Source organism: Devosia sp. (assembly GCF_025809055.1).
Taxonomy (GTDB): Bacteria; Pseudomonadota; Alphaproteobacteria; order Rhizobiales; family Devosiaceae; genus Devosia.
The window spans coordinates 1,010,058-1,022,556 of record NZ_CP075529.1 but is presented as its reverse complement, the minus strand read 5'-3'; the positions used below and the strand labels follow the sequence as shown (position 1 = coordinate 1,022,556).

The 12,499-nt window shown below is 62.0% G+C and carries 11 protein-coding genes; 6 read left to right on the top strand and 5 right to left on the bottom strand.

All coding sequences use genetic code 11. From position 1 onward, the window contains the following. Positions 1–50 precede the first annotated feature (50 nt). From KIT02_RS04965 to KIT02_RS04955, 3 genes are read left to right on the top strand one after another with little or no spacing between them, the layout of a single operon-like run. Entirely contained in the window at positions 51–1,394 is a 1,344-nt protein-coding gene (locus tag KIT02_RS04965; RefSeq protein WP_297582982.1) for a UDP-glucose/GDP-mannose dehydrogenase family protein, read from the top strand. 10 nt (positions 1,395–1,404) lie between these two features. Further along, positions 1,405–2,412 carry an NAD-dependent epimerase/dehydratase family protein gene (locus tag KIT02_RS04960; protein ID WP_297582978.1) on the top strand — a complete coding sequence of 336 codons (1,008 nt, stop codon included), beginning with the start codon at positions 1,405–1,407 and terminating at the stop codon, positions 2,410–2,412. A gap of 3 nt (positions 2,413–2,415) precedes the next feature. Further along, positions 2,416–3,816 (top strand): phosphomannomutase, encoded by a 1,401-nt coding sequence (locus tag KIT02_RS04955; protein ID WP_297582977.1) that lies wholly within the window; start codon positions 2,416–2,418, stop codon positions 3,814–3,816. Between the two features lie 6 nt (positions 3,817–3,822). On the opposite strand, the gene KIT02_RS04950 is transcribed toward KIT02_RS04955, so the two are convergent. Together KIT02_RS04950 and KIT02_RS04945 are read right to left on the bottom strand one after the other, a co-directional pair. Beyond that, on the bottom strand, positions 3,823–5,610 hold the full coding sequence (locus KIT02_RS04950) for a hypothetical protein (protein WP_297582975.1): 1,788 nt from the start codon (positions 5,608–5,610) through the stop codon (positions 3,823–3,825). Between the two features lie 112 nt (positions 5,611–5,722). Next, positions 5,723–6,673: a hypothetical protein gene (locus tag KIT02_RS04945; RefSeq protein ID WP_297582973.1), complete on the bottom strand. Its 951-nt coding sequence runs from the start codon at positions 6,671–6,673 to the stop codon at positions 5,723–5,725. Positions 6,674–6,864: 191 nt separating this feature from the next. Here KIT02_RS04945 and KIT02_RS04940 point away from each other — a divergent pair, with 191 nt between their 5' ends. The 3 genes from KIT02_RS04940 (at position 6,865) to KIT02_RS04930 (ending at position 9,631) form a co-directional block, all read left to right on the top strand. Further along, entirely contained in the window at positions 6,865–7,455 is a 591-nt protein-coding gene (locus KIT02_RS04940) for a nitroreductase (RefSeq protein WP_297582971.1), read from the top strand. Positions 7,456–7,528: 73 nt separating this feature from the next. Further along, complete coding sequence (locus tag KIT02_RS04935; protein ID WP_297582969.1) at positions 7,529–8,344, top strand: transglycosylase SLT domain-containing protein; 816 nt, start codon at positions 7,529–7,531, stop codon at positions 8,342–8,344. Positions 8,345–8,431: 87 nt separating this feature from the next. Further along, on the top strand, positions 8,432–9,631 hold the full coding sequence (locus KIT02_RS04930) for a DUF2336 domain-containing protein (RefSeq protein WP_297582964.1): 1,200 nt from the start codon (positions 8,432–8,434) through the stop codon (positions 9,629–9,631). Between the two features lie 416 nt (positions 9,632–10,047). Here the strand turns inward: KIT02_RS04930 and KIT02_RS04925 are convergent, their stop codons facing one another. The 3 genes from KIT02_RS04925 to KIT02_RS04915 form a co-directional block, all read right to left on the bottom strand. Then, complete coding sequence (locus KIT02_RS04925; protein ID WP_297582959.1) at positions 10,048–10,818, bottom strand: NAD kinase; 771 nt, start codon at positions 10,816–10,818, stop codon at positions 10,048–10,050. A gap of 248 nt (positions 10,819–11,066) precedes the next feature. After that, a complete protein-coding gene (locus tag KIT02_RS04920) occupies positions 11,067–11,927 on the bottom strand; it encodes a metallophosphoesterase family protein (RefSeq protein ID WP_297582958.1) in 861 nt (286 codons plus the stop codon). A 62-nt stretch (positions 11,928–11,989) separates the two neighbouring features. Then, a complete protein-coding gene (locus KIT02_RS04915; protein WP_297582957.1) occupies positions 11,990–12,259 on the bottom strand; it encodes a hypothetical protein in 270 nt (89 codons plus the stop codon). Between the last annotated feature and the right edge of the window lie 240 nt (positions 12,260–12,499).

The following is a 12,499-nucleotide window of genomic DNA, read 5'->3' as shown; positions in this document are numbered from 1 at the left end:
TGGCAGCGTCAGATGGCACGGCCATCGGCTCTGATTGCAGGAGAACGGTTGTGAGAATTGCGGTCGTCGGTTCGGGCTATGTCGGATTGGTCACTGGTGTATGCCTAGCGGATTTTGGGCATGACATAGTCTGCGTCGACAAGGACGCGGCCAAGATCGAGGCACTGAGCCAAGGCATTATTCCGATTTTTGAACCGGGTCTTTCTGACCTGGTCAGCACGAACGTGGCTGCCGGGCGCCTGACCTTTACCACCGATCTGCCCACCGCCGTTGGCCAGGCGGAGGTCGTCTTCATCGCCGTTGGCACGCCCAGCCGTCGCGGGGACGGCCATGCTGACCTGCGATATGTCTATGACGTGGCACGCGAAGTGGCAGGAGCCTTAAATGGCTTTACCGTCGTTGCCACCAAGTCCACGGTTCCCGTGGGGACCGGCGACGAGGTCGACCACATTCTCCGGGCCGCAAGTCCGGAGGCCGACTTTACGGTTGTCTCAAACCCCGAGTTCTTGCGCGAGGGCGCCGCAATAGACGACTTCAAACGGCCGGACCGCATTGTGATCGGCATTGAAGACGAGCGGGCTCGCGAGGTGATGACCGAGGTCTATCGGCCACTCTATCTCAACCAGGCGCCTCTGCAGTTTACCAACCGCCGCACCGCTGAACTCATCAAGTATTCGGCCAACGCATTTCTCGCCATGAAGATCACGTTCATCAACGAGGTCGCGGACCTCTGTGAGGTGGCCGGTGCGAATGTGCAGGAGGTGGCCCGAGGCATCGGGCTGGACAACCGTATCGGCTCCAAATTCCTTCATGCGGGTCCCGGTTATGGCGGGTCTTGTTTTCCGAAAGACACCCAGGCGCTTGTCAAGATCGGGCAGGATTTCGGCAGCCCGATGCGCCTGGTGGAAACCACCGTGTCCATCAACGAGCAGCGCAAGCGGGCCATGTCGCGCAAGGTCATTGCCGCCTGTGGCGGGGACGTGCGGGGCAAGACTGTCGGGATATTGGGGCTTACATTCAAGCCGAACACCGATGACATGCGGGAAGCCCCGTCTATCGACATCATAAGGGGCCTGCAGGACCGGGGGGCACGGATTGTCGCCTATGATCCGCAAGGTATGAAGGCAGCCGAAAAGCTCGTGGACGGAGTCAAGTTTGCACCGAATGCCTATTCGGCTGCGGAAGGTGCGGACGTTGTCGTTCTGGTCACGGAATGGAACGAGTTTCGTTCATTGGACCTGTCGCGTCTGAAGGCTCTGATGCAGACACCTGTCTTCGTGGACCTGCGCAACGTCTATCGGCCACAGGAAGTGCGAAAGCACGGGTTCCATTATTTCAGTGTCGGCCGCCCAGAGGCTGGTGGAATGGGTAGCGTTTCCGAGGCGGCTGAATAAGGGACATGCCATGAAGATACTGGTGACCGGGGCCGCCGGATTTATCGGGTTTCATTTGTCGCGCCTGCTGGTCGAGCAGGGGCATGCAGTCTTCGGCATGGACGCCATGACCGCCTACTACGATCCCGCCCTCAAGCAGGCCCGGCTGGATATTTTACAATCCATGCCAGGGTTCTCGTTCGAGAGGCTCGACCTGACCGATGCCGAGGCACTCAAAGCCTATGTCGGACAAGTTGGAGCCGAGGTCGTCGTTCATCTCGCGGCACAGCCGGGCGTTCGATACAGCATCGAGAACCCAGCCAGTTACATCCAGTCCAATGTCGTCGGCACGGCAAACTTGCTCGAAGCGCTCCGGGCCAGTCCGCCGGCTCACCTCATCTTCGCATCGACCAGTTCGGTTTACGGCGGCAACGAGCATATGCCCTACGCAGAAACTGACAGGGCCGATGCTCAGCTCTCCCTCTACGCCGCGACCAAGAAGGCCGGTGAGGCTCTGGTCCACTCCTATGCCCATCTCTGGTCGATCCCATCGACCTGCGTTCGGTTTTTTACCGTTTATGGCCCCTATGGACGGCCGGACATGGCCCTGCTCAAGTTTGCTCGTGCCATCGAGGCGGGCAGGCCCATCGACGTTTACGGACACGGAAAGATGCGGCGCGATTTTACCTATGTCAGCGATCTGGTGACGGCAATGGCATCGCTGATGTCCAAGCCTCCGGTGCAAGGGAATGCCTCAGACGCAGACTCACTGTCTCCAGTCGCCCCGTTCCGAACCGTCAACATCGGCGGCGGGCATCCGGCGGAGCTCATGGATTTCATAGCGGTTCTCGAGGATGCCCTAGGCAAGAAGGCAATCCTGAACATGTTGCCTATGCAGCCGGGGGATGTGGTGGCAACCGAAGCCGACACCCGGCTCCTCAGTGGTCTTGTTGGCGCGCTTCCGAACACGCCGCTTGACGTCGGGGTGGGGAAATTTGTCGAGTGGTTCCGGAACTACGACGGCCCCAGCGGCGGCTAGGGCATGAGCGATCTCAAGTTCGGCACCAGCGGGTTGCGCGGCCTGGTTACAGACCTGGCCGGGCATCAGGCGCAGCGATATGCGCGTGCGTTTTGCAGGTACCTGCAAGAAAATGGTCGCACAGGCAATGGCGCGGTCTATCTGGGCCGGGATTATCGTCCATCAAGCCCCGGTATTCTTGCCGATTGCGCGGCGGGGATTGCCGATGCGGGCTTGATCCCGATTGACTGCGGCGACGTGCCGACGCCCGCGCTGGCGCTGCATGCGCAAAGCAGGGGCGGATCAGCGATCATGGTGACCGGAAGCCACATTCCTGCTGATCGCAATGGCCTCAAGTTTTACTCGCCGGCCGGCGAGATCAGCAAGACTGACGAGGCCGGCATTATCTCGCACCTTGGTGAAGGGGCCATGCTCCCGGCAGCGGTCGGCTTGGCCAGTGAACACAACGAGACCCGAACCCGGTATTTCGACCGCTATGCCAGCCTGCTGCCCAAAGCAGCGTTGTCTGGTTTGCGCATCGGGATTTTCGAGCACTCAAGCGTTGCCCGTGACGATCTTGCCCGGGTTCTTGACCATCATGGGGCCGAAACAATCCAGCTGGGCCGAAGTGACGAATTCGTTCCCGTCGATACCGAGGCCTTTGATGACGCCGTATTTGCTCCGCTCAAGTTATGGCTCCATGAGTTCAAGCTGGACGCCATTGTGTCCGCGGACGGCGACGGCGATCGGCCTCTGCTGATGGACAGCGGCGGCGACTTCGTACCAGGTGACGTTCTGGGCCTCGTGGCCGCCCGGTTCCTTGGGGCGAACACAGTCGTCACCCCCGTGACATCCAATTCGGCCATTGAACGTACTGGCTACTTCACCGCCACGGTGCGGACCCGAGTGGGCTCGCCCTATGTTGTCGAGGGCCTGGAGGCAGCAGGCGACGGGGCAGTGGGCTTTGAGGCCAATGGCGGCACGTTTGTCGGCAATGGCGTCACCGTGAGCGGCAGGGCGCTGGCTCCCCTTCCGACCCGTGATGCTATTCTTCCGCTGCTTTCTGTGTTTGGCCTAGCCGCACGGGAACGGGTGTCCGTTCGCGACCTGGTTGCGACCTTGCCTGTGCGGCCGACGGCGGCGGGACGGTTGCAGGACGTCTCGATACCCGCGTGCCGGGACTTTTTGGCCAGATTGGAGAAGGGAGGGGGCTTTGCGGCGGCTGTGCTGGCGCCGCACAGGGTCGGGCACATCTCCGCGATCGATGGCGTCCGGTTCACCATGGTTTCGGGAGATGTCGTGCATTTTCGGGCCTCGGGCAACGCACCCGAGATGCGTTGCTACGTGGAAGCGGCGACGCCGAAGGCCGCCCAGGCCTTGCTGGTCTGGGGGCTCGACGTGCTGAGGCGCGAATTGCGCGCTTAACGAGGGTTACTTAGCCGTCGCCGTCACGTTGACTTTGCCCAGAAGCGACGTGGGGTCTTCTTCCGCGGCCATGAAATCGACAAGCGAGAGTCCCGTATCATTCTTGGCCGTGATGCCGATGGCCAGGGTCTTGGCCGTGCCCCGGACGAATGCATCCACGGCGTCACCGAGCTTGGAAGCATCGGCGAGACCCGCCATCATGCCGATCGTCGTTCCCTTGGCCAGGTCGGCGAAGATTGGGCGGAGGGTCGCGGGATCGGAGCCCTGTTCCTTTCCGACAACCTCAAGGATGATGTCGGACAGACCCCAATCCTCTACCGTGGCGTCAAGATTTTTCACGAGGACGCTCATAGCTGCCTGCAGGGCAACGTCTTCATCCAGCGCGAACAGGTCGGCGGTTGCGTTTGCAATAGTTCCGGCAAGGGCCACACTGCCGAGATCAGCGCCGTTGAACGACACCTCTTTGATGTTGATCGACTGGGCCGCCTCATCCCAGATTGCTGCAAGCCGGAAGCCGGCATTGATGCTGGTGATATTGAGCGCCCGGAGTTGATCGATCATCTCGTCACCGCCGGTCTCCGGCAATTGGGCGACGATCTCGCTGGACGACATGTCGAAGTCTGTCGGAATGCCGTTTAGGTAATTGGCAAGCGACAGATCAAAGGCGCCGACAGTGGCCTTGATGCGCGTGTCCGCCTCATCGGGATCGGGAACATCGATGCTGAGGTCGGCAATGGACAGGCCTTCCATGGCCGGGATCAGGTGGCGCACATTGTCTTCGAGCCAGGTTTCATCCACCAGTTCCGGGGCGCTTTGCAGCGTCGCGATGGCCTGGGTCAGATCCATCTGCTTGAAGGTGAAATTGCCCAGTTCGATGAAGCCATCGCCCTCGACCTCGATCTTGAGGCCATCCATCGAAAGCGCCGGGTATACTCCAGGGCTCATGCCGCCCATGCTCATGCCGGCGACTTCAAAGACCATCGGACGCCCTTCGTCGTCTTCACCGTCACAGGCAAAGCCATCGAATGTAACTTCCGAGGTCTCGAACGCCGTGAAGATGTCGGCATACATCCGCAGGACCTTGCCAAGGACGGCCGGATCAAGATTTTCGGGATCGTCTTCCATCGACTGCGCCAGGGCCATGAACTCGATGAAGGATGTTTTCAGCGGGCGGGCGCGAACTTCGGCGCCGGAAACCCCACCAAAGGTGCAGGAGACTTCCTCGGCATTCAGCGTGCCGCCCTCGCTCGCAAAATCGGTGTAGAGCGTGGACATTTCGGTGCTTGCGCTGTCCACCATGCCGTAGACGCCGAGAATGCCGCCGATGCTGAAATTGCTCGCCGTCATGGTCCCGAAGCTGACCGCGCCATCGTCCATGGTCATGTCGATGCCGGCAAGGCTTACTGACGCTGCCACGCCATTCTGGACGTTTTCGAGCAATAGGTCGGAGAATGTGAGCACGCCGCTCTCCGAGCCGTCCGCGCCTGACGAAGTGACCGTGACGATAATTTCGGGCACCAGGATGCTTGTGGCGTCGAGTGTGGCAAGTTCTTCGGCGTGACCGGCAATGTCGCCGGACAGAATGGCCCGCAGTGTGGCCTCGTCGATGCTGGCGCCATCACTTTGTACGGTTGGAATGGATACGGAGTGCGCGATGGAGGCGGTCGCCTCGGAGGCCGGTGGCGTCTTGACCTTTTCCTTGGCCAGGGCGGGAAGCGCTGGCATTGCCACGCCGAGGAGCAGCGCCGCTGTTGCAGTCGCTAGTGTCGGCCGGGTCGCACGGGTGTTTGTCATCGTCGTCTCCGTTCGCATGTGGCGCCGTATGATCGATACGCGCGACTGCATCCAAGTTATCGGGCTAACCTCGTCGTGTGAACAGGCCGTTCTATACCTATAGCGTTGGCGGCTAGTAGATGGTCGAAAGCACTTCGATTTCTCTTGGGCCGCCGGACTGCACCTGTATTTCGCGATTGTAGACCTGGTCTCCAAGCTTGGCGAGAACCAGGTACTCGCCTTCGGAAAGTACCGCTGAGGGGAACGCGCCGCGGTCCGTGAAGATTGTCGTCCCGTCGGAGGATTTGATGGTCCATTCCACATCGGCAATCGCCTCTCCGCCAGCTTCCGATACCAGCCGCAGCGCGATTTCGCTGGCGTGATGATAAAGGGTAGCGTCGGTCAACTGGCCGGGCTCGACGCGAAGATCGGCACGCACGACTGCGTTGATCGCCCCGAACCGCGATACGACTTCGTAAACGCCGGCATTGAGGGTGACCACTTCGTTGGGAGGCAGATTGTCGACGATCAGGACCTCGCCATTCTCGGCCGTGGTATGAATCTCGAACTTCAGCAGGGCGGGCGAGATTGCTATGTCGCCGGTCACGGCAGAGTTGAGGCGCAGTGCGCCGGCGTCCAGCACAACGTCCACGGCGTTGGCGCCAGGTGCCACCGACATTTCCTGGGTGACCTGGGCGTTTCCGTAGGCCACGTGTAGCGTGTACTGTCCGGGCGGGATTTCAAGGTTGGCGGTGCCCGTGTCGGCTCTGGCAACCAGAGCGACTTCGCCATTGGCGTCCGCCGTGTTCTCGAAAATGCGCCAGGTCAGACCTTCCGGCACGACGGCGCCGTCTTCAGTGATGCGGGCGGTCAGGGTCACCGGTTGCGGCACGCTGGTGACTTGCTGAATGGCGTCGGCGGCAGTTGTACCGGGTGGGGTTGGCGTGCTGGCGGCATCACGGTCAGGGCGCGGGCGCGGCAAGGGGGGGATTTCCGTATTGTCCTGGGCGAACGCGGGCAGGGCCACCGGCAGTGCGGAAAAGGCCAAACCCAGCACCAGGGCGGTTGCAAGAAAGACGCGCATGAATACTCCCGTGCCGCATCAGCAGGCTTGCCGTTCACGACCGGGTCTGCCTAGGCCGTGATTGGGGAAAAGCTGTGTCACACTCGGGGCGATTTTGAAACCGGATCGGCGCCTGCGCGCAAGAATTTGTAGTCGGGGCCTTGTGTTGCCGGGCGTGGGGGTTATCAGTCGGACCGAACTGGAGACGGTAAATGCCTGTAAACGTGCCACTTCGCGACTATCTCCTCACGCGCCGCTCGGTGGGGCTGGCCTTTCTGCGCGAGCCGGGGCCGAGTGATGAGGAACTGGCGACCATGCTCACGATCGCCACGCGGGTGCCGGATCATGGGAAGATCACGCCCTGGCGGCTGGTAATTTTCGCTGGAGAATCAAGGGTTAAGGCGGGGGAGGCGCTGGCTGATCTGGTGCGCCGTCGCAATCCGGATGCGTCGGAAGCGGACCTGGAGGTGGAGCGGAGCCGCTTTCTGCCGGCGCCCCTGACCGTGGGTGTTATCTCGCGGCCGCAGGACCATCCCAAGGTGCCTCGGCTGGAGCAGGTGCTGTCGGCGGGGAACGTCGCGTTCAATCTCAGTCATGCAGCGTTTGCAATGGGTTACGCGGCATCTTGGGTCACGCGGTGGTATGCTTTTGACGCCGAGGCGGCGGGCATTCTGGGTGCAAAAGATGGCGAGCAGTTCGTCGGATTTGTCCATATCGGGACGGCTGCGGCGGTGATGGAGGATCGTCCGCGCCCGGCGCTCGAGGACGTGGTGACCACCTGGAGCAGTCCCCTTCAGGGTTGATATGGTTAACACACTGTTAACACTAGCCAGTTCTACTGGTGAATGTCTTTGAGTCCAGTTTGAAAGCCCTTCAATGGGTGTGCAGCCAATCAGCATTCCATCGAGCCTGGCGACCGCCCTGCAGTCCGCAGGTAGCCGGAGTGGGGTGGATTTTGACTATCTGCTGCAGACCGCCATCCGGGAGAGCAGTCTCAATCCAGAGGCCAAGGCGCGGACATCATCGGCTACCGGCCTGTTTCAATTTCTTGAGGGCACCTGGCTTCAGGTGATGAAGGAGCAGGGGCCGCGCCTGGGATATTCGGCCTATGCCGACCAGATCGAGGTGCGCGGTGGCGACTATGTCGTGCGCGATTCGGCCAAGCGGGCGGAAATCCTCAAGCTCAGAGAAAATCCCCAGATTGCTGCCGACCTCGCCGCGGCCTTTACGCGGTCCAATGGCGACTATCTGATGTCGGCATTCGGACGCATGCCCAGTCCGGGTGAGCTTTATATTGCCCATTTTCTTGGTGCCCAGGGCGCCGAGCGCATGTTCACGGCGGGGTTGCAGAATCCCGACCAGGTCGCCGTCAACCTGTTCCCCCGCCAGGCTGATGCCAATCGCTCGATCTTCTTCGACAGCTCCGGCAAGGCGCGGACGATAAGGCAGGTTTACCAGGTGCTGACCGCCAAGCATGAGGGCGGGGGCAATGCGGGCTTCTCGGTGCAACAGATGGCCGGGCAGGGCGGCAGCGCCCCGCAGCGCGAAAGCGAGCCGCCTTTGCCCTCCCGGTTCTCCCGCGAGGACATGTCATTCACCGGCCTCTTCCTCAACACGCCCGAGCCTGCGGCGTCAGAGGAGACGGGATCGGCATCCAATCCGGCATTTTTCACACAGCTCTACAGCCAGTAGTTCCCCTCTGCCGATTGCCGCAATTATGGTGAACCGTTCCTTAAGCTCTGGTGGTTAGGGTGACTTCGCCATGTGCGGAGTAGCTTTATGATCGGGTACCAGGCGTTTGCAGACCTCTCGCTGTCCACCGACAGCAATGAGCGAGGCCATGCGGCTCATCTGGCGGCGCAGGCCTATCTTGATCATTCCGGTCCGGCGGACGAACATGCCGCGCTCTACGCTGCCCTGATCGGGTTTCTCGACGATCCTTCGGTTAAGGTGCGGGCAGCGCTGGCCTATGGCTTGCTGCACTCGCCCGAAGTGCCGCGGCCGATCATTCTGGCGCTGCTGCGCGACAGTCCGGTCATTGCGCGGGCAGTGCTGCAGTATTCTCCTGTTCTGGTCGATGCCGATCTCATGCCTCTGATCCGCTCGGGGGATGCGGGTGGCCTGGTGGCCATTGCGCAACGCCCCAAGATCAGCGGCAAGATTGCTGCGGCACTGGTTGAAGCGGGCGACGACAATCTGGTTCTGCGGCTGTTGCAGCGCATGGATGTGCCGCTCCCCAAAGACGTGCTGGCAACTCTTACGCTGAAATATCGGGGCGACGCGCGGCTGCGTGGGGCGCTTCTGGCGCGGCGGGACCTGCCCGCCGAGGCCCGCATGGTGCTGGTGCGCTGCGTGGCGGAAAGCCTGCGGAAGTGCCGGCTGGTCAAGGGCGCACTTGCGCCTGACCGGCTTGATCGGGTGCTGCGCGACGGCACCGATACCGCCCTGTCGGCAATCGGGGAAATGGCCGCTTCCGGGGGTGACTATGCCCGCTCGCTGGTCCAGCACGAGCAAGTCAGTACCAGGGTCTTGCTGCACGCGGTGCTCACCGGCCATGTCATGTTTTTCTCGTCCTGCCTCACGGCCCTGGCAGAGGTTTCCGAAAGCAAAGTCTTTTCGCTACTGGAGACCGGCAGCCGCACGGCGCTGATGGCGCTCTTTGGGCGGGCAGGGTTGCGGGAAGGGGTTGCCCGTGTCCTGGCCCGGTTGATCCTGCACGCCCGGCTTGCCGATCTGTCCGACGACCTGGCTGCCCGGCACTATGTGGTGACGGCGCTGACCGAGGAGATGATCGCCGAGTATGACGGCGACATTCCGGCCGAGCTCGAAGAGGTTTTTACCTATCTCAGCGAGCAGAACATCACCCTGGCGCGCAAGGCGGCGCGTGGTGTCGTCTCCGCATTCGCGGGATCGCGCGAGGGCGTCATCGCGCTGCCGATGGCAGAGGCTGGCGAGGTTCGCGCGTTGACGGCGGCCTGAGCCGGCCTTGATCATTTCCCGGTTTGATTGAACTTGGGACGAAATCGAGTTGGTCCTGCCAGCAGCACATTTTTCAAAAGCGGAGCATGGGCTGGACAGGGTCGTGCGGGACCGGGCGCGGAACACCCCCACCTAGCTCTGCTACGGCCCTATGGGCCTAGCGTCGCTACTTGCCATTCGAGCACAGCTCTCATGGCCTTCTCGACTGGACCGGCTCCACTGGAGCCGCTCCCCGCTGCGCGACCGTGTTCGAAGTCCGCTAAGATCGCTCCACTGGAGCGATCTTGCCTTCGGCCGCTTCAAGGCCCCTTCAAGGGGGAGGTGAAGGGGTGGGGCTTCACCCCGGCCCTCTTCCCGGAGGGTGAGGGGGCGATGGATCAGCGCACGGACCGGCTGAACCAGCCGGGGCGATGCGATCAGAAGCGGAATTGCTCGGTTAGGACGCGTTCTTCGAGGCTCGTGCCGGGGTCGAAGAGCAGGGTGACGCGGTGACTGCGGTCTTCGCGCACGGTGACCTCGCGCACGTTTTGAAATTCGACATTGTCGGCCACGGCACTGACGGGGCGCTTGTCCGGTTCGCGCGTGAGAAAGGTGACCGTGGCGCGGTTTGACAGAATCGCACCGCGCCAGCGTCGCGGACGGAAGGGCGAAATCGGGGTCAAGGCCAGCAGAGGCGCCTCGATCGGCAGGATGGGGCCGTGCGCGGACAGGTTGTAAGCTGTCGAACCCGCCGGCGTCGACAGCAGGGCTCCGTCGCAGATCAGTTCGTCGAGGCGGACCTCACCATCAACCAGGATCTGCAGCTTGGCGGCCTGATAGGTGGATCGAAACAGCGATACTTCGTTGATGGCCAGGGCGGTGCGGGACTGACCTGAGGCGTCGACCACGGTCATGGACAAGGGATAGATGTGGGTGCGTTGCGCGACGGCGATGCGCTCGCGCAGGTCGTCCTCGCTAAAGTCGTTCATCATGAACCCGACGGTGCCGAAATTCATGCCATAGGTCGGTACGTCCCGGCCCATGACCCGGTGCAGGGTCTGCAGCATGAGGCCGTCGCCGCCAAGAGCAACGACCAGTTCCGCGGAATCGAGGTCTGAATCGCCATAGCGGTCGCGCAGGCGCCGGGCTGCAGCGTCTGCTGCGGCGGTGTTGTTGGTCACAAAGCTGATGCGGGGCTGAGTGGACAAGACGCTGTCTCCGCTGAAGGCGTGCCTGCGTATCATGGTGGCGCGACCGAGGCCAGCGCGCGACGACATCAGAGTGGAGGCATGAGGCCGGCCCGGGCATTTCACCGGTGCACCGATCTCCGGCCCATGGGCATATTGCTTCACCCCTCACCCCAGCTCTGCCGGGTCGCTGCGCTTCCGGCGTCGCTACCCTCTCCCCAGAGGAGCGAGGGGGCGAAAGAGGCCATGGTTCAGTCCGCCGAAGCGTTTTACGAGCGGGGAAATGCCTGGAGGAAGTGCACCGGCTTACCGGGCATCAACCTCAATGCCGTGAGTGGGCCCCCGCCAAAGGCGCATGTGTCGATGCCGATACGGTGCGGCAGGATGGTTGGGGACGATTCAGGGGTGTGGCCATGAACCACGAGATAGCCGGGATGGTCTTCGGTGCTGAGGAAGGGCTCGCGAATCCAGATGAGATCGTCATCCTGCTGGTCCTCAAATGCAATATCGGGCCGGACACCGGCATGGACGAAGGCGACGTCCGGCAGGCGCAATGCGACCGGGAGGCCGCGCATGAAGTCGAGGTGCTCGGGGGGCACAAGGTAGTCGAGCGCCTGACGGAGCGCTTTCCTGCTCATGTTGGGCAAATCGGTGGGCGACAGTCCATATGAAGCGAGCGTCTTCAGGCCACCCCATTTCAGCCAGTTCGACTCGAGGTCAAGGCTGGACACGAAATCCAGCATCAGTTGTTCATGATTGCCACAGAGGCAAATGCGCCGGAATCCGGCGGGCGCCGGGCGCATCAGCAGGTCGAGAACCCCGGCCGAATCCGGCCCGCGGTCGACATAGTCTCCCAGCATGACCAGCCATTTCTCGCCTTGGGTTGCGGAGGCATCGGCAACGATGGCGGCCTGCAAATCCTCGAGTTGCTCCCGGCAGCCGTGCACATCGCCGATGGCATAGATGGCGGCGGGCCATTCGGCTTCGACGAGGCGCGCGCGCCCCGAGGGAGTGCGCCTCGGGGGCAAGATCGACTGGAAGAGCCTGCTGATCACGACGGGACGCTCCGCAATCTGTGGACGACCGTGGAGGGCACGGCAAGTAGAGGGCACCGCAATCTGCGGCGGCATCCGGCCCGGCCAAGCCATCCGCGTGGTTGGTCAGACCCGGACATCCATGATGTCAGGTTTCGTCAGGCGTGGCGAGCGGCAGTGACGTGGGTGAGCAGGAGGGGCGCGGCAAACAGGGTGAAGAGACCAGCGATCGGGCTCGACAGGATAAGCAAAAGTCCCAGCCAGCCCGAGAGAAGCAGGGGCATTGTGTGCGCCGGGAGCTTGCCGCTGGTGCGCAGGCCGAGAACGTCTTCGGCGGAGAGCAGGCGGCCATCACAGCGCGCCACCGTCATGGTGGTCGTTGTGTCCTGATGCTGATGCATTTCCGGCGACTGCTGGTTCACGGCCATTCCTCGTTCCTGAGGCGACCATGACGGGAAAAAGCTGCGGGCGGCTTGAAGTGAACACCTGCATTTGCTGCAGCCGCGAAAGAATTCGTTAAGTGTGGCTTTCAAGTTCTGGTTAACCACAGCGGAATTGATTAGACGAACTGCCGCCTTCATGCCGAAGTGAAATCGGACCGGTGGGCCCGTAAGGGCAGACCGGAGGCCCTGCGTTGCGGCCCTATCAAAGACTGTTTCGAATGTTTC

Coding starts and splice junctions, on each gene's coding strand:
- KIT02_RS04960 (WP_297582978.1), top strand. CDS start 1,405: ATGAAGATACTGGTGACCGGGGCCGCCGGATTTATCGGGTTTCATTTG.
- KIT02_RS04955 (WP_297582977.1), top strand. CDS start 2,416: ATGAGCGATCTCAAGTTCGGCACCAGCGGGTTGCGCGGCCTGGTTACA.
- KIT02_RS04950 (WP_297582975.1), bottom strand. CDS start 5,610: ATGACAAACACCCGTGCGACCCGGCCGACACTAGCGACTGCAACAGCG.
- KIT02_RS04945 (WP_297582973.1), bottom strand. CDS start 6,673: ATGCGCGTCTTTCTTGCAACCGCCCTGGTGCTGGGTTTGGCCTTTTCC.
- KIT02_RS04940 (WP_297582971.1), top strand. CDS start 6,865: ATGCCTGTAAACGTGCCACTTCGCGACTATCTCCTCACGCGCCGCTCG.
- KIT02_RS04935 (WP_297582969.1), top strand. CDS start 7,529: ATGGGTGTGCAGCCAATCAGCATTCCATCGAGCCTGGCGACCGCCCTG.
- KIT02_RS04930 (WP_297582964.1), top strand. CDS start 8,432: ATGATCGGGTACCAGGCGTTTGCAGACCTCTCGCTGTCCACCGACAGC.
- KIT02_RS04920 (WP_297582958.1), bottom strand. CDS start 11,927: ATGCCGCCGCAGATTGCGGTGCCCTCTACTTGCCGTGCCCTCCACGGT.
- KIT02_RS04915 (WP_297582957.1), bottom strand. CDS start 12,259: ATGGCCGTGAACCAGCAGTCGCCGGAAATGCATCAGCATCAGGACACA.